The sequence below is a fragment of the Paenibacillus sp. MY03 genome (genome assembly GCF_002165585.1).
Lineage (GTDB): Bacteria > Bacillota > Bacilli > Paenibacillales > Paenibacillaceae > Pristimantibacillus > Pristimantibacillus agaridevorans.
This window is the reverse complement of sequence record NZ_MXQD01000030.1, coordinates 118,415-139,815: the sequence shown is the minus strand read 5'-3', so window position 1 is coordinate 139,815 and position 21,401 is coordinate 118,415. Positions and strand designations below refer to the sequence as shown.

The window sequence follows — 21,401 nt, the reverse complement described above, 5'->3', positions numbered from 1 at the left end:
CAAGCCATCAGGCTTGGCTGGTTCTATAAAAGTGCGAGTTCAAAAAGCGGATTTTTTGAACAACCTCTAAAAGGAAGGCGAAGAAAGTGATGAAAATCGGCGTACTAGCGCTGCAGGGAGCTGTAGCGGAACATATACGCAGTCTGAAGGCGGCGGGCGCGGAAGCGGTGGCCGTCAAGCGCGCCCAGGAGTTGGACGAGCTGCAGGGCCTCGTCATTCCGGGTGGAGAAAGCACGACGATCGGCAAGCTGATGCGGAAGTATGGTTTCATGGATGCGATCCGCTCCTTCTCTGCGCAAGGCAAGCCCGTGTTCGGCACTTGCGCGGGACTCATCGTGCTGGCGGATGTCATTGAAGGACAAGAAGAAGCCCATCTCAGACTGATGGATATGACGGTAGCGCGCAATGCGTTCGGCCGTCAGCGCGAGAGCTTCGAGACGGATCTTCCCGTTAAGGGAATCGACGAGACGGTACGCGCCGTCTTCATTCGCGCCCCGCTCATCAAGTCGGTCGGACCGGAGGTCGACGTGCTGTCGACGTACAACGGCGAGATCGTAACAGCAAGACAAGGCACGCTGCTGGCGGCCTCGTACCACCCCGAGCTGACGGACGACTACCGCCTGCACGCTTACTTCGTCGATATGGTGAAGGAAGCGGCGGCAGCCGGCTCCAGAGCTTAATTCTAAACAAGACTACTCCTTATGAGGGGAGCAACACAACGTGTTAGATGTTAAAATATTGCGTTCCGACCTGGCCAAGGTGGAACAAGCTTTAAAAAATAGAGGGGCATCGCTTGAGCTCGTGGCCGGCTTTACCGAGCTGGACGTGAAGCGCCGCGAGATGATCGGGGAGACGGAACAGCTTAAGAATCGCCGGAACGTCGTATCCGCAGAGGTTGCGAAGCTGAAGAAGTCGGGCGGCGACGCGGAAGCGCTCATCCTGGAGATGCGCGAGGTAGGCGACCGGATCAAGGCAATCGACGAGGAGCTTCGCGAGATGGACAGCGCGGTCGAGGAGATCCTGCTGAACATTCCGAACATCCCGCACGAGAGCGTGCCGGTAGGCGCCTCGGAAGAAGAGAATGTGGAAGTTCGCCGCATTGGCGACCTGCCGTCCTTCGGCTTCGAGCCCAAAGCCCATTACGATATCGCCGCCGATCTCGGCATTTTGGACTTCGAGCGCGCGGGCAAGGTAACCGGCTCAAGGTTCACGTTTTACCGCGGTCTCGGCGCTCGTCTGGAGCGTGCCCTGATCAGCTTTATGATGGATCTGCACAGCGACCAGCACGGCTACGAGGAAGTGCTTCCTCCTTATATCGTAAACCGGGACAGCCTGATCGGAACGGGCCAGCTGCCGAAGTTCGAGGAGGACCTGTTCAAGATCAAGGATACGGAATATTACCTGATCCCGACGGCCGAAGTGCCGGTGACGAACATTCACCGCGACGAGATTCTGGACATCCAGGATCTGCCGAAAAATTTCGTGGCTTACAGCGCATGCTTCCGATCCGAGGCGGGCGCGGCGGGACGCGATACGCGCGGTTTGATCCGCCAGCATCAATTCAACAAGGTGGAGCTCGTGAAGCTGGTAAAACCCGAGGATTCCTACGACGAGCTCGAGAAGCTCACGAACGAAGCCGAGAAGGTGCTGCAGCTGTTGGGACTGCCTTACCGCGTGCTGACGCTGTGCTCGGGCGATATGGGCTTTACATCGGCGAAGACCTACGACCTTGAAGTATGGATTCCTAGCGCCAACACATACCGCGAAATTTCCTCGTGCTCGAACTTCGAGGACTTCCAGGCGCGCCGCGCGGCGATTCGGTTCCGCAGAGAACCTAAGAGCAAGCCGGAATTCGTGCATACGCTCAACGGCTCCGGCTTGGCGGTAGGACGCACGGTAGCGGCGTTGCTGGAGAATTATCAGCAGGCTGACGGCTCGGTGGCCATTCCTGAAGTGCTTCGTCCTTATATGGGCGGCGTAGCGGTTATTTCGAACGGTTAAGCAAGAAGGCGAGGCTATTCCCTTATTTGGCGGCCTCGGCGGTTAGGGTAGCGTTATGAAGCTGCTGTCTTGCCGCCGTGGGCGCCCCTTGATGGGGATAGAATGTAGCAGATGCACGACTGGGGCAAAATAGAAGTTGATTATGGATTTTGTCCTGTGGTACAATAGCTTTTGTTACGCTTATACGTGGAGAGGTACCGAAGCGGTCATAACGGGGCGGTCTTGAAAACCGTTAGGGCGCAAGCCCACATGGGTTCGAATCCCATCCTCTCCGCCAGTAGATAAAAAATAGCAGCCGCTTGGACGAGTCTTCGTTCAGGCGGCTTTTTATCTATTGGCGCGGGATGGGATTCGAACGGGCCGTTAAGCGAAGATGCCCAAAGGCATGTTCGTAGGCCCCGGCGTGATAGTCGCATTACAATGACCGTTTATACGGTCATGGCGCGACGGAGCGAATCCCATCCTCTCCGCCAGTATATAAATATACAAAGCCCGCGCATGCTGTCCGGGCTTTTTTTGATTGTATAGGAAATGATGCAACTCCAAGAGTTGTGAACAAAGGAACGATCAACTGTAGGCGTTAAAAACGCCGATGGACCAAAAAGTAACTCTGATTAACGCCCATAGGCGTTAATAACGCCTATGGCTCCAAAAAGTAGGCGAACGAGCATCTGTAGGCGTTAAAAACGCTGATGGCCCGTAAAGTAACTCTGAGTAGCGTACATAGGCGTAAATAACGCCTATGGCTCCAAAAAGTAGGCGAACGAGCAGTTGTAGGCGTTAAAAACGCCGATGGCCCGGAAGTAACTCTGATTAACGCCCATAGGCGTTAGTAACGCTTATGGCTCCAAAAAGTAGGCGAACGAGCAGCTGTAGGCGTTAAAAACGCGTTGGGATGAAAGTAACTCTGATTAGTGTCCATAGGCGTTAATAACGCTTATGGCTCCATTTTGAGTATTTATATCGTATCGTATGAATTTTATATCGAATGAAATAGCGGCTGCGGCACATGGATTACTCGGTTAGCATATTTACAGGGCGCCGGTTTTATTAGAGAATCTTGAGAGGAGCGTAGTTTTAACGGACATCAAAGTGCAGTCAAGAGACGGGGGCATACATGAAAATCTCAGCCAAAAGAACAAAGCTCTACTATAGTTTTGTGTTGTCGCATATTGTCATCTTGCTTATACCGGTCTTGGTCATGTCGGCCATTAATTATTATCATACGAAGACACTAAGGGAAGAAATAGATAGCTCCAATTACTTCAATCTGAGGCAAGCGAAGGATATGATGGATTTGCAGCTTGAAGAGCTGAACAATATCGCAGCCCGGATCTCGATGGACCCCAAGCTTAAGAAGTTTTTCCTGACGCAGGATGCCTATTCGATTGCCGAAGGGATTACGGAGTTGCGCAAGCATAAAACGAATAGCGTCATTGTGGAGGAGTTGTATCTTTATTTTAAAGGAGAAGACAAGCTGTATTCCTCGCATGGGGTCAGCTCCTTCCGCACCGTGGCTGGTCGCAACTACGGACTGAATCCGGAAGAAGCGGCGCAGCTCAAAGCGCAGATGGACGGGGATTTTGCGCCGTTGACCATGACGATCGGCAAGGTGGAAGGTATGGACGGCAATCAGTGGGTTGCGGTATTATATCCAATTCCGCCTCAAAATGACAGCGCTTACGGAAATGTCCTATTCCTGATTAAAAGCTCGGTGCTGACGCGGCAATTGGAGAATATTTTAGGCAGCTCGGAAGGGTATGTGTACATTACTGACGACAAGGATCAGGTGCTGGCTTCGCAGAATAGCAGCGGATTCCGGATTCTGGAAAGTGATCAGCTGCGACAGGCGGAGCCCGGACGGCATATGTACGAAATCGAATATGAAGGCAATTCCTACTCCATAATCCGGGCTGTATCCGAGCGGATGGGATGGGCGTATACGTTGGTGTTGCCGACCAAACAATATTTGGTCAGAGTATCCGAATTTCAGTTTCTGATGGTTGTCGCGCTTATTGTCATTGTGCTGACCGGTTTGGCCATTGCATTATATTTGGGGCTGCGCAATTATCGGCCGATCCGGGAGTTGTCGGAATACGCAAAAATATTTGCGGGCAAAGGGTCTTGGGGCAAAGGCCAATCCAATGAAATCGGCCATATTAAGGAAACCATCGATGCGGTTGTCCAGAATAACCGGCAATTGGAGCAGCAAATGCATGAGCAAAGGAATATGTTGCAGGAGCAGGTTGTTTATAGTCTGCTGACCGGACGATATCATGACGCGCAACAAACGAACGAACCGATTTTGGAGCAAATGCTGGCGGGGGACCACTACTGCGTGTTTTACCTGACGGTGTCAGAGACGGATCGGGCAAAAAAAGGCCAGGCGATTGAACTGCTGGCGGAGGTGGATCTGACCGACGGCCTGAAGGGCTACGGGATCGCTCTGACCCATGACCATGCGATCGGCATTATTGTATGCGCCCAGTCACGGTCGGCTGCCACGACGAACACGCAGAAGACGGCGGCGGCCTGTATTTTGCAGCTGCTACATCACTCCTTGTTGCTGGAGGCCAGCATCAGTATCGGGCAATGGTGCCAGGATACGGCGCAGATCAACCGTTCCTTCGTTGAGGCTGCTGTCGCCTCGGAATACCGGATAATTGCAGGGACGGGCAGCGTTATTTTTTATGAGAATACCGTAAAAATTCAGAGCAAAAAATACGGCTATCCGTTGAAGGAGCTCGATATTTATATACAGAGCTTGAAACAAGGCAACGAAAAGATTGCCTTGGAAACGTTAAGGTCGATTTTTCTATATATGCAGCAAAACACAGTATCGATTACGATGCTCAGAAGTTTGTGCTTCGATATTATAAACTCTTTCTACAAAGCAGCGCTGGAAGCCGAGGTGGAAACGGACGTATCGGGCCTGTTGGAATTTAGGGACATTCGGCAGTTGGAAACCGAGCTGCTGCTGCGAACGCAGGAGGTATGCGAAGCGATTCGCGTCCGAATGGATACATGGGAAGATCGGCTGGTCCAGACTGCGCTCCAGTATATGAAGGAACAATACCACTCGCCCGATATGAGTTTGGAGCAAGCTGCGGTGCATGTCCATCTTTCAGCCTCCTATTTCGGCAGGTTGTTCAAGGAGCATTCGGGAGATACGTTTACGGAAGTTTTGGGCAAATTACGGTTGGATGCCATCAAGAGGGAATTGGTGCAAACGAACAAAAGCATTAATGCGATTATCGAGGATGCCGGTTATTTAAACGCCTCCAGTTTTATCCGCAAGTTCAAACAGCTTGAAGGTATTACGCCGGGAGAATACCGCAAGCGCAATGCGTTCAAACCGGAGACTCTCCATTCGGATTGATACGATTTTGGACACACAGAAGCCGCGCCGCGCCGCTTCTGTGTTTTTGTGCGAAATGCATATGCCCGGCGTCGTCGGCATATTTACTTTGTTTTGCTCCCGTCGGTATACTTGCGGTGAAAAGGGGGTGAGACGGAATGATTAAAGCCATACAGAAATATTGGCAACTGTATTTGTTTATAATACCGACGGTAATCTATTTTCTCGTGTTTCATTATTATCCGATGTATGGCGTGCAGATCGCCTTCAAAAATTATGTTGCTACCAAGGGCATATGGGGGAGCGAATGGGTATTTTTCGAGCAGTTCCAGCGGTTCTTCCGCAGCTTTCACTTCTGGACCTTGCTTAAAAATACGCTGGAGATCAACGTATACCAGCTTGTGCTGTTTCCGGTATCAATTATTGTAGCGTTATCCTTTAACGAACTGAGTTCGATTCGTTACAAGCGATTTGTGCAAACGGTTACGTATGCGCCGCATTTTATCTCTACCGTTGTAATGTCCGGCATGATCATCACATTTTTGAACCCTTCTACCGGCATTGTAAACAATTTGCTGAACCAGTTGGGCATGAAGCCGATTCCTTTCCTGATGGAACCGAGCTGGTTCAAGTCGATTTTTGTCCTGTCCGGCGAGTGGCAAAACCTGGGCTGGGGCGCGATCATTTATTTGGCTGCATTGTCCGGTATCGATCCGAGTCAGCATGAAGCAGCGGAGATCGACGGCGCCAGCAGATTGCAACGGATATGGCATATCAATTTGCCGGCGATTGCGCCAACCATCATTATTTTGTTCATCCTTAATATGGGCAACTTTATGACGATAGGCTTCGAGAAAATTTATTTGCTGCAAAACGAGTTAAACCTGCCGTCCTCCGATGTCATTCAGACCTATGTCTATCGGGTGGGCTTGTTGCAGGCGCAATACAGCTTTTCTGCTGCTGTAGGTTTATTTAACTCCATCATTAACTTCGTGTTGCTGCTGACTTTTAACTATGTCGCCAGGAAAACGACGGAAACGAGTCTTTGGTAAAGGAGGGTGATCCATGATATCTGATACGGCACAGGATAAACTATTTCTGCTGGGCAATCGGATTTTCATATTGGTGTTAGTTGTCGTCGTGCTGTATCCGTTGGTCTACATCGTAAGCGCTTCAATAAGCAATCCGCAGCTTGTCAACTCCGGGCAAGTGGTGCTGCTGCCGAAGGAAATTACGTTTGAGGGATATCAGCGCGTTTTTCAAAACCGCGATATTTGGGTGGGCTACAGAAATACGGTGTTTTATACGGTAGCAGGCACATTTATTAACCTGTTACTGACGCTGCCGTGCGCGTATGCGCTCTCGAGAAAAGGAGTGCCCGCCAAAAATGTGGCCATGGCGTTGTTTGTGTTTACGATGTTTTTCAACGGGGGATTGATCCCCACTTATTTGCTAGTACGCGACCTGGATATTCTGAACACGGTCTGGGCGATTCTGCTGCCGAACGCCGTGGCGGTATGGAATCTTATCGTATCGCGCACCTTCTTCCAGATGAATTTCCCATCTGAACTGGAGGAAGCGTCCCAGATTGACGGGGCATCCCACTTCGTTATCTTCTTTAGAGTGGCGCTGCCATTATCGCTGCCGCTTGTTGCTGTCATGGGGCTGTTCTATGCGGTGGGACATTGGAATCAATATTTTAATGCGATGATCTATTTGTCTGACCGCAATCTGTTTCCGTTGCAAGTGTTTCTGAGAGAAATCCTGGTGCTGCAAGAGATGATGACGCAGATGATGATGGACGGCGTGGACGAGAAAACATTGGCGGAGCAAGCAAAAGTTGCGGATATTATTAAATATGCGGTGATGGTAGTGTCCGCGTTGCCGCTGCTTCTAGTCTATCCCTTTATCCAACGTTTTTTTGTCAAAGGCATTCTGATCGGCTCGCTTAAGGGCTGAGTGGCAGTGAAAATGGTATAACAATAAAAAGAGGAGGGCGATTGCAATGAAAAAGCTGCTGTTAATGACGATTGCCGGAACGATGATACTGGCGGGCTGTGCCCAGAATACGCCTGACGGAACAGGTTCGACGGGAGGCAGTGCGGATGGAGCCGGAAGCGCCGCCAATCAACCGCAGGAAAATTTGCAACAAACCGGTTATCCGATCGTAAACGAGCCGATCACCTTAAAGATGATGGGGCCGAAAGCGGCTATCCATGCGGAATGGAAAGACATGAACTTCTTTAAATATATGGAAGAAAAAACGAATATTCATTTTGAATTCGATACGCCTCCGGCAAGCGGTTACGCCGACAAAAAAAATCTGGTATTTGCCAGCATGGAGCTGCCGGATGTATTTTTCTCTGCGGGATTGACGGCGCTGGAGGAAGTGAACTATGGCAGCCAGGGCATTTTGGTGCCGCTTGAGGATTTGATTGATCAGTATGCCCCCAATTTGAAAGCGATTATGGACGAACGCCCGGAGATTCGCAAAAGCATTACGACGCCGGATGGCCATATCTATGCGTTGCCGATGATTTTCGACGCGCCGCGCGCGCAAGTCAACCCGATGCTGTGGATAAACGGCAAATGGATAGATAAGCTGAAGGTGACTACTCTTCCGAAGACAACCGATGAACTGGTCGATTTGCTTATCCGCTTTAAGAAAGAGGATCCGAACGACAACGGCAAGGCTGACGAAATTCCGGTGTCCGCCACCGATCTGATGACGCTCCGTCATAACTTCTTGCCGGCATTCGGCCTGGTGGAGGAGCAAGGTTTTTATGTGGAGGATGACAAGGTCAGCTATGCCTTGATGGAAGATGGATTCCGGGAGTATTTGCGTTTTATGAACCGACTCTACACGGAAAAGCTGCTCGATCAGGAAGTGATGACGCATACCGCTCAGGAGTTTAATGCCAAAGGCGCCGAGGTTGGCTACGGCATGTTTCCTTATGCGCTGCCATCGATACCGCTTGGTCAGACAAATGTAGAGGAAATTATTAATAATCGGGTTCTGCCGCCGCTCACCAGTCCGTTTAACGACACGCCGCTGGCGAAGAAAAACAACACCATTACGAGGGGTACCTTTGCCATTACGAACAAAAACAAACATCCGGAAGCGACGATGCGTTGGGTCGACTATTTGTATTCGGAGGAAGGCGCATATACGATATTCCAGGGAGTGGAAGGCGAGAACTGGGAGTGGGTTGACGCAGAGAAAACGCGTTGGGTATTCCTTGGCTCCGAGCAGGAGAGAGGACAAGCTACGCCTGATCCGGGTACCGCTCCGCCACAGCATAGGAGAGAAGATATTATTCTGAAGAAAAATGCGGAGGATGAGCGTTACTTTGACCGTCAGCCGCAATTGCTGGAGCCCTACTTGAAAAGTCCTTTCCCGACCGTATACTTTACGCCGGAGGAACAGACACGGGTTAGCGCGCTGCAAACGGACATCGAAACGTATTACAAGCAGATGGAAGCCCAATTTATCGTGGGCAGAGCGTCGTTCGACAAATGGGAGGAATATGTCTCAACCTTGAAACGTATGGGAATCGAAGATCTGATAGCGTTATATCAAGCGGCCTATGACCGTTGGAATCAATAAAACAACTATCTTGAACAGCTATCAGGGCTATAGGCGCCGGCGGGTCTGTCAAACGTGACGAAAAAAGCAGCCGCATCCAATTGAAAACAGGAAGAAGGTTGGTTACACATGACTCATTCTGCATCGAAACCGAACGTGATTTGGGTTTTTGGCGACCAACACAGGGCGCAGGCATTAAGCTGCAATGGCGACCCCAATGTGCATACGCCGAATATTGACGCGCTTGCAGGTACGGGCGTCAACTTTACGAGGGCAGTATCGGGCTACCCGCTATGCTGCCCTACACGCGGATCGCTTTTGACAAGCCTCTATCCTCATGCCTGTGTCCCTGCCCATCAGGCGCAAATGCCGCCGGAGCAGCCGACCATCGCCAATGTGTTTAATGATGCGGGGTACAAGACGGCGTATTTTGGCAAATGGCATCTGGACGGGTTCGACGAGCGCGATGGGCGCGCCTCCCATCACATTGTTCCCCCGGCGCGACGCGGCGGGTTCCAGCATTGGATCGGCTATGAGAACAATAATAGCCAATACGATTGTTGGGTGCACGGAGGCGAAGGCGACTCCGCTTTTCATTACAGATTACCAGGTTTCGAGACCGATGAGATGACGAACCTGTTTATCGACTATATTATGGAGCGGGGCAAAGAGGAAGAAGCGGGCAACGGCACTCCATTTTTCGCTGTCTTGTCGGTACAGCCGCCGCATAACCCTTATTATGCGCCTGAGGGAACGATGCGAAACCACTCCTACGCCAATGTGAAGCTGCGTTCCAATGTGCCGTCGATTCCACATATCGAGCATTCCGCGCGATCCACGTTGCCCGGCTACTACGCGATGATCGAAAATTTGGACTGGAATGTGGGCAGGGTGCGCCAGGCATTGTTCGATGCGGGGCTTGCGTTTAATACGCATATTATCTTTTTTAGCGATCATGGGGATATGCACGGCTCGCACGGCTGCGAGGGCAAGGTAGTACCCTATGAGGAATCCATTCGCGTTCCGTTTATTATTAGCGGCGAACAGCCGCATTATGAAGGGCGGCGCAATGGGAACGTCACGGCTCCTGTTAATCATGTTGATATTGCGCCTACTACATTGGGATTATGCGGCATCGAGAAGCCGGACTGGATGCAAGGGACGGATTATTCCCATTATCGGTTGAGTTGGCGCACGCCTTCCGCAGAGCCGGATTCCGCTTTCCTGCAATGTCTGGATGCCAGGGAATCGGCTGCGGAACCGTGGCGGGGCGTGACGACCCGGGACGGATGGAAATACGTCTGTGCGGAGGGACACGCTATCATGCTGTATAACTTGAACGAAGACCCGTACGAGCAAGTCAACCTCGTTTTTCAGGCCCAATACCGTAACAAACGACGGGAATTAAACGAACGTCTCGCCGCATGGATTCGAGAGACGGGAGACAGTTTTACATTGCCGGATTAATGCGTGCTTATCTGGAGTTTACTCCAACCGTCTCAGCCTTTGCGGCTGGACGGTTTTTTTGTATGGCGGCAGCGGATAAAAGGGGATGTTCCTTCGCATCTTAACGAGTGTGGAGGTGTTAGATCACAATGGCCAAATCAGACCAGCTTCGCATGGATCCGCAGCAGCTGGCGGACGCTTGGAGCCGCACGCTTCCGGAGACGATGAATGCTTCCGATCGCTGCGAGGTGCATAGGGACGAGTCGGACGCGACAGCATTGCGCGTAACGATTCATTCGGCAGGGCATGCGATGTACGAATTCGATTTCAAGGTGACGTATGTGGATAGCCGCGAGGTGCTTGTCGAGTTAATCGACGTGGAGAAGGACAACGTGTCGATCGACGAGAGACCGGATGCGATTCAGCAATTGATCCATGATTATAAGCGGCATATTCACGAGTGCGCTCAAGCATTGCAGTCATTAACACATGCATAGGAGTGATGGGGTATGTCCAAATCGAAGGGCTCGGCGGACAAAAATTTGTCCAACGTCGTAGAGGCTCTCGAAGCAGAGCCGGTAAACAGCCATCATGCTCAGCAACTGCAGCAGGACAAAAACGATCGGCGGCATCAAGATTCGCTGAACTTCGATCAGCCGTCAGACTTGAGTCATCCGCGAAGCTAGGACCTGTTCCAAGCAAGCGGCATTCCAACCTTGCAGGAGGTCAGACCATGTCCAAGCCGGATTCCTATCCTAACCCGGATAGCGTGCCTCATAACCAGAAGAATCGGAAAGACCATGACGAGAGCCTGCAGGCTCCTCTTTCGGGCTCCAAGAAAACGAAGCAGCGCAACCACGTTAGCCATAATAACCCCCAGGGTTAACGCTGCGTTGCGGAACGATCGAAGAAATAAAAACCCGGTTCGGTCATGATTGCCGAATCGGGTTTTTATTTCTTTATGCGACCATTGACCCAGTGTCTTGGGAACGAATTAAGACCTGTTTGCTTCTAAAGCTTCCAATTTTCGTATAGAATGGAGGTGCTGTGAAAAAAATAGACGGAGGGGAACCATGAAGCTAGTACAACGAATGGGATTTACTGCACTTCTAATTCTTACATTGATCGTGGCAGGCTGCTCGAACAGTGCGCCGCCGAAAGCGGCCATGCAGGCAGCAATGGCCAAAACGACGGAGGCGGATGCCTTCAAGATGTCGATGAACATCCAGCTTGACGAGCTGGAGCTGCCATCGATTCCTGAAGCGGAGGCCAGCGGCCTGCCTGTTGCCAGCCTGACGGGCATGTTCCAGGACGCGACGATTAAGGTGGATGCCACCTACGCGAAAGAGCCCATGCGCATAGATATGAATATGGAATTCGTGCTGCCGGGCATGATGGAGATGAAGCTCGCGATTCCGATGATTATGACCAAAGAGATGCTGTACGTGAAGCCGCCGGAGATTCCGATGCTTCCACTGCCTGAGGAGACCAAAGGCAAGTATGTGGCCATCGACTTGAAGGAGCTGGCTGAGCAGCAAGGTGCGGAAATAAACATGGATCCTGCCGCCCAACAGAAGCTGATTCAGGATCTGTCCAAGACGCTGCTGGACAGCTTCGATGAGAAGACCTACTTCAGCGAAGTAAAAGCGGCGGATGCCGGCTTGCCGGAAGGCGTGAAGGCGGATCAAGTCGTCAAGTTCGCGATTACAGAAGAGAATTATCCGCAGACGGTAGAGACGATCGTGAACGACGTGCTGCCGAAGGTGCTTGATATTCTGCTGGCCAACGAAGGCGCGCTGGAGGCACTGCAAGTGCAGAAGACCGACTTGGAGCAGGCTAAGGCAGATTGGGAGACGAACAAGACGGAGCTGCTTAACCTTCTCCAGAACGATCTGAAGGTGAATACGCTGGAGATGACAGGCGCGATCAAGGATGATTACATGGTGTATCAGAGCGGCAAAATCAGCATGGAAGTGAACGATGCGGAGAGCGGTCAGAAGGCGAAGTTCGGCGTTTCGTTCAACGGTCAATATTCGGACATCGGCAAGAAGCAGGAGTTCGAGGCATTGCCGACCGATACGGTGACGCTTGAGCAACTGATGGGCTTATTCGGAGCTCCGGCTGGCCTGTAAGACGAGAAGCAATCAATCGAAATTCATCGTGAAGAGTTGAAAAAAGTCGTTTCCTCGTGAAACGGCTTTTTTTGTCGTACGGGGGATTCTTGCTCCAGCAACCCGAAAAATCGGGTTACAGCGCACGCCGGAGTAACTTTGCAGTAGACCCGCCAAAAGACGGCAGCCTGCTCATCTTGTTGCGTATAGGAAAATAGACCCAATTAAGCGGGTCGAACGTCTGTCTTTAGTCCAAAAGGTCCTTTTCTTGAAAATGGATATATAGTCCCGCTAATAAAGTTCTATTATCTTTTATAATAGACTGAACTAGTTCGACAATTTCCTACATAATCCTTGAAAAGGTGATGATAACCTATGATTCCCCCTTTTTTTCGTAAGAAGGGTACCCAGGAGGGGCAGGAGGATCGTTCGCAAGAACTAGCAAGTCAGGAGCCTGCTCCCCCAAGCTCCGAGGAAATCCCAGAGTCTCCGGTCCAATCCCCCCAGGATTCCATCTTCATTCAGAAGTCCCGTATGGACAAAAAGTCGCTAGATCTAGTGCTTGCGGTAGAACAAATGATTCAGGCCAAACAGCATACGGAGCTCCAGAATAGCGAGCTGCAGGATCGTCTCGCGCACTCTGGCGGGCATATCGAGCGGTTAAACCGCGATGTAAAGCAATTGACCAGGGTGATCGAGGAGCGGGAGAAGAGCATCCTGGATTTGGAGCAGAAGATCGTCGACAAGAATATGAAGGTCGATCAGGTAGCCGAGGATTACCGCGAGCTGGAGAGACGGATGACGGCCGAGATCGAGGAGCTGAAGAGCGTAATCGAGCTGGAGAAGCAGAAGTACGGTTCGCTGCAGGTCAAGCACAATGATGTGCTTGCGGAGAAGAACAAGCGCATTCACGAGCTCGAGGAGAAAATTGGCAGACAGGATGTCGAGCATCAGCACTTGAAGCAGAAGTTCGAGACGACGCATCAAGAGAAAGTGTATCTGGCCAACATGATCAGCGACTTCACGAACCGGATGTCCACGCCGATCGGAAGAGAAGGCTGAGAATGAAAAAGGATTCCTTGCGAACGTTAGAGCTATTGTCGGTAGAGGACAAGCAGGGCCGCTACGTCATAAGGATAAGCGTTGACGCAGGCAGCGAGGCCAACGGGCCGAGAGAGCTCGAGCTTCAGCTGGACGAGTTGACTTACCAGGGGCTGGGGAGACTGGCTCCGCTATCGACGGGACGCGCTCGTCTGTCTCCTTATGCGCAATACGATCCGTTTAAGCTTACATACTTAAGTTCAATGGTTAAGATCGGCAAGCATGGCGGCGAATCGTATTACTTCGACTGCTCGGCCGAATATGCATCCATGCTGGAGTCTTTGCGCGGCGGCGAGCTGCCCGGGACAGAGGCAAAGGTTGCCTGTACCTCGCCTTCGGCAGCGGTTATGGAGAAAGCGAGCAGCAGCTTGTCGTATGAAGCCATGGCCGCTAAAGTAGGAGCAGTCATAAGAGTCACCTCAATCCGCTTGCGTTCATACCTGCCTGTTAACATGCGCCGGTATGCGCTGAAGTCGCTTCGTCTCTTTATGCTGACCTGCATGCTCCTCCTTGCCTGGTTCGAGCTGGAGGGTCAGATCTACATTGATGATGCGAAAGCGTTAAGCGAGCATCAGACCGTTATAACGGGCAGCGGGGTTCTGGGGGCTAGAGCAGCAAACGGACATGCCTCTCTGACGGAGGGGGCTAGCGGAGCCGCTTCCTTGGCAGCCGCTGGAGCGGAAGGTGGCGGCTCGACGGAAGCGGATTTTACGACGAAGCAAGGCAAGCCGGAGTCCCCGGAAGCGGACGATGACGGTTCCGAAACGACCGATCAGAGTGCAACAGAGCCAGTCAGCGACCACTCGGATGATGAGTCAATCGAGGGTGGTTTGGCTTCCTTAGCTACGGGACTCGAGCATGTAGAAGTCATGACGCTGGATCCAGGCTCTCCCGTCTACAGTCTGCCGAAGGGGTACGTCGCATTGACATTCGACGATGGTCCATCGGATTATACGAAGGCGATCGTCGATCTGCTCCGCGAGCGTGGGGTAGCGGGCACGTTCTTGTTCATAGGGCGCAATGCCGACCGGTATACGGTCGAAGCGGCTTATGCGGCGGAGCAGGGGATGGCGGTCGGCAATCATTCCTGGGATCATAGCAATTTGACCACGAAGGAGATGGATGACATCTCCGTCAACATAGCGAAGGCGAACGAGGTCATTGGGAAACACAGCGATGCGTCGGTATCCGTGTTCCGTCCGCCATACGGCGCTCTGAATGACGACATGGCGATTGCGGCGGAGGAGCTCGGAATGAAGATGCTCATGTGGAACCGCGATCCTAAGGACTGGCAGGCTGCTAGCTCGAAGGAGATCATCCGTTATTTCAAGACGATCGACGCCTCGGGCGGCATCTACGTCATGCACGAGAAAAAGGCAACGCTGGATGCGCTGCCGGACATCATCGATTACTTGCTGGAGCAGGACCTGAAGTTCGCGGTGTTTCAGTAATACGGAAGGGTCAGAATCGGCCGAGGGGCTGTTCTGATCCTTTTTTGCCGTGTTGGGGGTTGAAAAGTAAAAAATAACCCCCATAATGTATGAACATGGCTCATATTCAAGCGGTACGGTTCCCCATACAATAAAGTTGTAAGCGCAATCAAATGAAAGAGGGGGAGTTGTTTTGAAAAAGGTGTTTCGAATGGCAGCGCCAGCGATAGCGGTCATACTGATGATTTCGGGATGCAGCAACGGCAGCGGCAATGGTCAAAAGCCGGACCCAACCCAAAATCCGGGTACGGAGCAGAAGAAAGAAGCGGTGATTACCGTTGCGGGATTTGACGACTTCTGGAAGGGCGAAGATAGCCCGGGCATGGTTATTACCAAGCAATTCAATGAGAAGTACAAGGGCGAGATCAAGGTTGAAGTCCGATATATGCCAACATCGGAGTATAATACCGCGATTCAGGCATCGATCGCCAGCAATGATCTGCCGGATATCTTCCTGAGCCCGCAAGGAATGGACGCACGACAAATCGTGGAGAATGGCTGGGCGGCGCCGCTGGATGAATTCGTTTCCGCCGATTGGAAAAATCAGTTCATGCAAGGCTCTTTCCAGGAAGGCGTGAATATGATTGATGGCAAAACGTATACTTGGCCGTTGCGGGGTCTCAACCATCGCTCGATGCTGTATTACAACAAAAAGGTGATGCGCGATGCCGGATTGGATCCGGAGAAACCGCCAGTGACATGGGACGAGCTCCGCGAGATGTCCAAAGTGATTACGGAAAAAGGAAACGGCAAGACGTTCGGCCTTGTATTTGCCGGCGGCGAGCCGGTAGCTCTTGATCAAATGATATTGGGGCTTACGGCCTCCAAGGTTCCGACCCAAGGGGATATGCCGGGCTTTAATCTGCAAAACGGCACCTATTTGTTCGACACGCCGGAGTGGATCGGCGCGATCGAGCTGCTGCAGGGAATGAAGCAGGATGGCAGCATCATGCCGGCATCCTATAGCATGAAACCGGCTGAGGCCAACGTATACTTCGGCGAAAATTTGGCGGCCTTCCTGATTGATCCGCGTCATCGCATGTGGCAGATCAAACGTGATGCGCCGGATGCCGAATTCGGCATTGCAGCCGTGCCTCAACAGGACGGCGAACAGCCTTATTACGGCTATACAGTCGCCAACACGGCAGGTTATATGCTGTCTGCCACATCCGAAAACAAGGAAGCGGCAGGCAAATATATTGAAGAGGCATTCGCCTCCAAAGAATTTTTCAAAAGCACGATTCAAAGCGGGGCCTCGTTGTCGCCGATTGATGAGCTGAACGCGGACGAATCGTTGTATCCGTATCCGGAATATAAAGTATTCTTTAATATTCATCAAGATACAATGCGCGAGAGCCCGAATTATGCCATCGCCAATCCGGAGACGGCGCTTGTAATTGGCGAGCTCGGCCATATTCGTCAAACCAAAATTAAACCGACGTTTGGCGAACTGTTGTTGAACTTGCTGGTAGATGACAAGTTGGACGCTGCTGCGCTCATGAAGGATTATGCGAGCAAAATGAACAAAGGTCTGCAGGATGCTATCGATAAAGTAAGCGCCACAGGCGTGAAAGTAAGCAGAGACGACTTTACGTTCCCGAATTGGGATCCGACGAAGGACTATACGCAAAGCGATTATGACGCATTGAAAAAGTAGACAGAAACGTTGGCAGCGCTTTCTTAAAGTGCGAGTTTAAAAAGTTCGGTTCTCAGTACCGAGAAGATTGGATGAAGCTAGAACCTGAGGAGCGGAGCGTAGTGGAGGCTACGTGAGCACCGGAAGGTTCGGCAGAATTCAATATTCGACGTCGAGTATGCTTCTTGGATGACTTCGTAATGGGAAGCGGACTTTTTGAACAACCTCTTATAAATGGCGAGGAAGCGCTCCGCCGGCGGTTGTACTGCCAGAGGGGAGGTTCATGATGAAGGAAACCGCGGGTTCATCAAAAATGAGCCGAATAAGACGCAAAAAGCTGTTTTATTGTTATTTGTTTATTTTACCGCAGTTGGTCCTGTTTCTTGCTTTTACACTGTATCCGATCATCATGAGTTATGTATACAGCTTCTACAACTGGAGCGGGTTTGGGCCGCTAAAGGATTTTATAGGGTTCGAAAACTATGTAGAGACGGTTCGCGATCCGCTCTTCTGGAATGCTTTTAAAAACAGCTTTATCTTTATGTTTTTCCTGGTCGTCATTCAATTGCCGTTAGCGCTGTTAATGGCCATCACTCTCAATTCGAATTGGTTAAAGGGAGCCACCCTGTTTCGTACCCTCTACTTCTTGCCGGTTGTTACAACAACCGCGGTCATTGGCGTTGTCATGCGTTTTATCTTCGGTTCTTATAACGGGTTAGTCAATGAAATCCTGATGAAGATCGGAATCATCGGCGCGCCGATCGATTGGCTGGGTTCGATGGATACCGCGTTGGTGATTGTCATTGCCGTAGGGATTTGGAAAACTTTCGGGATGAAGATGGTTTACTGGTTAGCCGCGCTGCAATCCTTGCCCAAGGAGCTTTATGAAGCTGCCAAGGTGGATGGGGCCAGCGCGGTGCAATCATTCCGCTATATTACGATCCCGCTGCTGCTGCCGGTAGGAAGCGTGATTCTGCTGCTATCGACGGTTAACGCGCTTCATGTATTTGATCTGGTGAAATCAATGACAAACGGCGGTCCTGCATTCAGCACCGATATGGTTGATTTATATATTTATCGTTATGCATTTGAAGGCATGGGCATGCCAAGATCCGGATTTGCGTCCGCGGCAGGCATATTCTATGGGATTGCGATCTTGTTCATTTCATTGATATTAGGTATTTTGGTTAAACGTTCAGGCGGCAAGAAGGCCGCGCATTAAGGTCGCAAGGAGGGAAACCGTTATGCTGTACGCCCAGAAAAAACGAATCGGCAAAGCGCTTGTATATCTTATATTGAGTCTGATCGGAATCATCTGGATCTATCCGTTCGTGTGGATGATTGCCGCTTCGTTGAAAACAAACACGGAGTATATTACGAAAGGTTTCAGCTTGCTGCCGGAAAAACTGCAATTCGAAAACTATGCAAGGGCATGGGATACAGCCAATTTCTCCACCTATTTTCTTAATACAACCATTATTACGGTTTCCGTTGTAGCGATTGTGATCGCGGTGTGCGCGATGACAGGGTATGCGCTAGGCCGCTTCAAATTCCCGGGCAGAATTGTGTTTATGTCCGCGATTACGGCTACGATGTTTATGCCAAAGGGATATACGATCATTCCCATCTACGTTTTCATTAATGCGCTGGGGTTGAATAATACGCTGGCGGGCATTATATTGGCAGAGGTTGGCGGCGCGCATGTCTTGTTTATTTTATTGTTTACCGCGCATTTCAGCGGCTTGCCGAAGGAGCTTGAAGAAGCGGCGGAAATCGACGGCGCAGGATTTATCCGAACCTTCGTGCAAGTGATGTTGCCGCTGTCGAAGCCGATTTTTGCCACAACCGCCATTTTGCAATTTATGTGGGCGTGGAATTCATTCCTGTTGCCGCTGGTCTTTACGCTTAATAAGCCGGAGCTGCGCACGCTTGGTGTCGGCATGTACCAATTCGTAGGCGAGCATAGTATAGATTGGACAGGCATGGCGGCCGCCGCAACGATTTCGTTGCTTCCCATTATCATTATCTTCATCGTGTTCCAGCGTTATTTCGTAGAAGGCGTTGCCGGAGCGGTGAAAGGTTAAGTAGAATCGTCACGGCATGGAGAGGAATCCGGGAATATGAAGCTGCTCATCAAAAAAACCGCAATCTTCCGCAATATGAATATGCGCAATAAGCTGCTGATCATCTTTATTATGATCGGGCTTGTACCCGTATTGTTTTTTGCCGCCTTCTTCTTTCAACAATCGAAGTCGGCATTCGAAGAGGAGTTGGGGAAATACACGCTGGAAATTTCCAAGCAGGTGGGCGGCAGACTCGATGCTTTTGTGCAGGAAATGGAGCGGGTGAGCAATATTATTCGCTTCAATTCGGATGTGCAGACGATTTTATACGAATGGACGGAGGAACGAACGGCATCGTCGATCTATGCCGAGCGCAACGTACGCAGTCTTTTCGAAAATATCGGCAACTTCCGCGAGGACTTCAAAGGTATTTTCATGGTGACGGATCACGGTTTGCTTGTCTATAACGGGACTGGCGACGTAGCCAAACTTCATTATAATTTCCACGATGATCCCTGGTATCAGTCGGTGAAGGAGCAAACCCATTTCAGGCTGAATAAGGCTCATCCGCAAACGTATGTGAAAGGAGAAGAGGTCGTAACCTTCTCCGCCCGAATAACGGATAACCGCGAGTTCAAGACAAAGGGAACGCTGCTCATCGACTTCTCGCCTCAGACCATCAAGAGCATGAGCGAAAATATTCAGCTAGGCAGTTCCGGCCATGTATGGATGATGACAGCCGAAGGCGAGCCGATATTGCCGTCGCAGACGCTGCCGGATTGGCTGAAGGACGAAGAGCTGTTTAAGAAAGTGCAGCAGGAGTCCTCCGGATTTATCCCGTTCGACTATGCGGGCGTGCAAATGTTGGCCGGTTTCTATACCTCCTCGGAGACAGGCTGGAAAATCATCGGTTCGGTTCCGTTCGAGGAGCTGGCTTCCGGACTGTACGGCATTCGTACCTTTATCGTTATTTTGGCTATAGCGGCGTTGGTCGTTATTTTGTTGCTGGCAACAGCGCTGAGCCGAATGATCACCAAACCGCTTAAAGTGATGGAGCATCGTATGGCGGAAGTAGGCAAGGGGAATTTCGAGACGGGGTTGCCTGTTATGGCCCGGGATGAAATAGGGCGGCTCAGCATCAGTTTCAACCGGATGATCACCGAGCTGCACCGGATGAATAACGAGGTGTTTCAATCCCAGCTCAGGGAGTATCAACAGCAAATCCAGCTCCAAAATTCGGAGATGAGGGCGCTGCAAGCCCAGATCAACCCCCATTTCCTATACAACACACTCAACACCATTGCTTGCATTGCGGAAGTCTATGATCGGGAAGAGATTTCGGAGGTCAGCCATTCCTTGTCGCGCATGCTGCAATACAGTATTACCGGCGGTTCCACGGCAACGGTCGAGGAAGAATTAACCCATTTGTTGTCTTATATGAGTATCGTCAATGTTCGTTTTCCGATGAAATTTACGTTGGAGCTGCAGGCAGATCCCGAGATTAGGCGAATGAGCTTTATGAAGCTGATCTTCCAACCTCTCGTCGAAAATGCGGTTAATCACGGCTTCCCCGGTCTGGATCAGGGACATATTCGCGTGGAGGCCAAGCTGGATGGCGATGCGGTCATCTTTACCTTCGCAGACGATGGTATCGGCATTGCCAAGGAGAGGCTTAATCAGATTCGGGCCGAGCTGCGGCAGAAGGAAGGGGAAGGCGGGGCGGCTTCCGATCATATCGGATTGCGTAATGTCTACTATCGCTTAAACATGCTGTACGGCGACCGATTTAGTATGACGATTTGGAGCAAACCCGGGGAAGGAACGCGCATTGTAATCCGCATAGAAGGAGGAGCGGCAGATGTTACGGACATTGATCGTGGATGATGAATTTTGGATGCTGGAAGGTTTGAAGAAGGTCATTAAGCGGGATTGTCCCCAGTTTACAGTGACTGCGGCGGCCAGAGATGGCGCACAGGCGCTGGAATGGCTGGAGCGGGAAAGCTTTGATCTGGTCATTACCGATATTCGGATGCCAAAGATGGACGGACTGCAGCTGCTGCAGGAGATGAGAGCGCTCGGAAAGACGATTCCCGTACTCATCTTCTCCGCTTACAGCGACTTCGACTATGCGAAACAGGCGATTCATTACGGAGCCTTCGATTATATCTTGAAGCCGATTAATCGCAGCGAGATTCGCGCGGCATTAAATCGAATCGAGACGATGCTGACGGCGCAGGGGCATCAGAGGGAAGCGCTTGTAGCGGTTACGCCGGAGCAGCCGCTGCAAGGCAAACAAGTGATTGAAGCCATGCAGAAGCTGATTCAAAGCGAATATATGCATGATTTGTCGATCGTCGCCATTGCGGACAAGCTGGGCTACAATTCGGCGTATTTAAGCCGGTTGTTCAAGCAGGAGAGCGGAGTGGGGTTTTTGCAATATTTGACGGAATATCGCTTGAATGTTGCCGTTCAGCTCATGGAGAACAAAGGATTCAGTATAACGGAAATAGCCAGACAGGTAGGTTATGCGGATTATAAACATTTTCGCAAAGTGTTCAAGCAATATAAAGGAACGTCGCCCAGCGAATATATCGAAAAATAAGTGGTGA

18 protein-coding genes and 1 tRNA gene are annotated in these 21,401 nt (G+C 51.0%); all 19 read left to right on the top strand.

All coding sequences use genetic code 11. The features are described 5' to 3' along the window. Positions 1–89 precede the first annotated feature (89 nt). The 19 genes from pdxT (at position 90) to B1748_RS21500 (ending at position 21,394) form a co-directional block, all read left to right on the top strand. Positions 90–680, top strand: coding sequence for a pyridoxal 5'-phosphate synthase glutaminase subunit PdxT (gene pdxT / locus B1748_RS21585; protein WP_087570011.1), 591 nt, complete (start codon positions 90–92; stop codon positions 678–680). Between the two features lie 40 nt (positions 681–720). After that, on the top strand, positions 721–2,001 hold the full coding sequence (gene serS / locus B1748_RS21580; protein ID WP_087570010.1) for a serine--tRNA ligase: 1,281 nt from the start codon (positions 721–723) through the stop codon (positions 1,999–2,001). Positions 2,002–2,189: 188 nt separating this feature from the next. Further along, a tRNA-Ser gene (locus tag B1748_RS21575) sits at positions 2,190–2,278 on the top strand. Positions 2,279–3,118: 840 nt separating this feature from the next. Beyond that, positions 3,119–5,380: an AraC family transcriptional regulator gene (locus B1748_RS21570; protein ID WP_087570009.1), complete on the top strand. Its 2,262-nt coding sequence runs from the start codon at positions 3,119–3,121 to the stop codon at positions 5,378–5,380. A gap of 137 nt (positions 5,381–5,517) precedes the next feature. Further along, on the top strand, positions 5,518–6,411 hold the full coding sequence (locus B1748_RS21565; RefSeq protein ID WP_087570008.1) for an ABC transporter permease: 894 nt from the start codon (positions 5,518–5,520) through the stop codon (positions 6,409–6,411). A gap of 13 nt (positions 6,412–6,424) precedes the next feature. Next, complete coding sequence (locus B1748_RS21560) at positions 6,425–7,318, top strand: carbohydrate ABC transporter permease (RefSeq protein ID WP_087570007.1); 894 nt, start codon at positions 6,425–6,427, stop codon at positions 7,316–7,318. Between the two features lie 46 nt (positions 7,319–7,364). Next, complete coding sequence (locus tag B1748_RS21555) at positions 7,365–8,966, top strand: extracellular solute-binding protein (protein WP_087570006.1); 1,602 nt, start codon at positions 7,365–7,367, stop codon at positions 8,964–8,966. Between the two features lie 108 nt (positions 8,967–9,074). Next, complete coding sequence (locus tag B1748_RS21550) at positions 9,075–10,412, top strand: sulfatase family protein (RefSeq protein ID WP_087570005.1); 1,338 nt, start codon at positions 9,075–9,077, stop codon at positions 10,410–10,412. A 128-nt stretch (positions 10,413–10,540) separates the two neighbouring features. Beyond that, positions 10,541–10,888 carry a hypothetical protein gene (locus B1748_RS21545; protein WP_087570004.1) on the top strand — a complete coding sequence of 116 codons (348 nt, stop codon included), beginning with the start codon at positions 10,541–10,543 and terminating at the stop codon, positions 10,886–10,888. A 12-nt stretch (positions 10,889–10,900) separates the two neighbouring features. Then, on the top strand, positions 10,901–11,077 hold the full coding sequence (locus tag B1748_RS36960) for a hypothetical protein (RefSeq protein ID WP_179215728.1): 177 nt from the start codon (positions 10,901–10,903) through the stop codon (positions 11,075–11,077). A gap of 47 nt (positions 11,078–11,124) precedes the next feature. Beyond that, positions 11,125–11,277: a small acid-soluble spore protein P gene (locus tag B1748_RS21540; RefSeq protein WP_087570003.1), complete on the top strand. Its 153-nt coding sequence runs from the start codon at positions 11,125–11,127 to the stop codon at positions 11,275–11,277. Positions 11,278–11,464: 187 nt separating this feature from the next. Then, positions 11,465–12,523, top strand: coding sequence for a hypothetical protein (locus B1748_RS21535; RefSeq protein WP_087570002.1), 1,059 nt, complete (start codon positions 11,465–11,467; stop codon positions 12,521–12,523). Positions 12,524–13,036: 513 nt separating this feature from the next. Next, positions 13,037–13,564, top strand: coding sequence for a hypothetical protein (locus B1748_RS21530; protein WP_256975827.1), 528 nt, complete (start codon positions 13,037–13,039; stop codon positions 13,562–13,564). 2 nt (positions 13,565–13,566) lie between these two features. Continuing rightward, entirely contained in the window at positions 13,567–15,054 is a 1,488-nt protein-coding gene (locus B1748_RS21525) for a polysaccharide deacetylase family protein (RefSeq protein WP_087570000.1), read from the top strand. 181 nt (positions 15,055–15,235) lie between these two features. Next, entirely contained in the window at positions 15,236–16,750 is a 1,515-nt protein-coding gene (locus tag B1748_RS21520; RefSeq protein WP_256975846.1) for an ABC transporter substrate-binding protein, read from the top strand. Positions 16,751–17,012: 262 nt separating this feature from the next. Continuing rightward, complete coding sequence (locus tag B1748_RS21515) at positions 17,013–17,951, top strand: carbohydrate ABC transporter permease (RefSeq protein WP_087569998.1); 939 nt, start codon at positions 17,013–17,015, stop codon at positions 17,949–17,951. Between the two features lie 22 nt (positions 17,952–17,973). Further along, entirely contained in the window at positions 17,974–18,813 is an 840-nt protein-coding gene (locus tag B1748_RS21510; protein ID WP_087569997.1) for a carbohydrate ABC transporter permease, read from the top strand. A gap of 36 nt (positions 18,814–18,849) precedes the next feature. After that, positions 18,850–20,676, top strand: coding sequence for a cache domain-containing sensor histidine kinase (locus B1748_RS21505; RefSeq protein WP_087569996.1), 1,827 nt, complete (start codon positions 18,850–18,852; stop codon positions 20,674–20,676). After that, positions 20,651–21,394, top strand: coding sequence for a response regulator transcription factor (locus B1748_RS21500; protein ID WP_087569995.1), 744 nt, complete (start codon positions 20,651–20,653; stop codon positions 21,392–21,394). Before B1748_RS21505 ends, B1748_RS21500 begins: the two co-directional genes overlap by 26 nt. Positions 21,395–21,401 lie beyond the last annotated feature (7 nt).

Bases quoted from the DNA above. Each gene is read 5' to 3' on its own strand.
- pdxT (WP_087570011.1), top strand. From the start codon at position 90: ATGAAAATCGGCGTACTAGCGCTGCAGGGAGCTGTAGCGGAACATATA.
- B1748_RS21570 (WP_087570009.1), top strand. From the start codon at position 3,119: ATGAAAATCTCAGCCAAAAGAACAAAGCTCTACTATAGTTTTGTGTTG.
- B1748_RS21565 (WP_087570008.1), top strand. From the start codon at position 5,518: ATGATTAAAGCCATACAGAAATATTGGCAACTGTATTTGTTTATAATA.
- B1748_RS21560 (WP_087570007.1), top strand. From the start codon at position 6,425: ATGATATCTGATACGGCACAGGATAAACTATTTCTGCTGGGCAATCGG.
- B1748_RS21555 (WP_087570006.1), top strand. From the start codon at position 7,365: ATGAAAAAGCTGCTGTTAATGACGATTGCCGGAACGATGATACTGGCG.
- B1748_RS21550 (WP_087570005.1), top strand. From the start codon at position 9,075: ATGACTCATTCTGCATCGAAACCGAACGTGATTTGGGTTTTTGGCGAC.
- B1748_RS21545 (WP_087570004.1), top strand. From the start codon at position 10,541: ATGGCCAAATCAGACCAGCTTCGCATGGATCCGCAGCAGCTGGCGGAC.
- B1748_RS36960 (WP_179215728.1), top strand. From the start codon at position 10,901: ATGTCCAAATCGAAGGGCTCGGCGGACAAAAATTTGTCCAACGTCGTA.
- B1748_RS21540 (WP_087570003.1), top strand. From the start codon at position 11,125: ATGTCCAAGCCGGATTCCTATCCTAACCCGGATAGCGTGCCTCATAAC.
- B1748_RS21535 (WP_087570002.1), top strand. From the start codon at position 11,465: ATGAAGCTAGTACAACGAATGGGATTTACTGCACTTCTAATTCTTACA.
- B1748_RS21530 (WP_256975827.1), top strand. From the start codon at position 13,037: ATGGACAAAAAGTCGCTAGATCTAGTGCTTGCGGTAGAACAAATGATT.
- B1748_RS21525 (WP_087570000.1), top strand. From the start codon at position 13,567: ATGAAAAAGGATTCCTTGCGAACGTTAGAGCTATTGTCGGTAGAGGAC.
- B1748_RS21515 (WP_087569998.1), top strand. From the start codon at position 17,013: ATGATGAAGGAAACCGCGGGTTCATCAAAAATGAGCCGAATAAGACGC.
- B1748_RS21510 (WP_087569997.1), top strand. From the start codon at position 17,974: ATGCTGTACGCCCAGAAAAAACGAATCGGCAAAGCGCTTGTATATCTT.
- B1748_RS21505 (WP_087569996.1), top strand. From the start codon at position 18,850: ATGAAGCTGCTCATCAAAAAAACCGCAATCTTCCGCAATATGAATATG.
- B1748_RS21500 (WP_087569995.1), top strand. From the start codon at position 20,651: ATGTTACGGACATTGATCGTGGATGATGAATTTTGGATGCTGGAAGGT.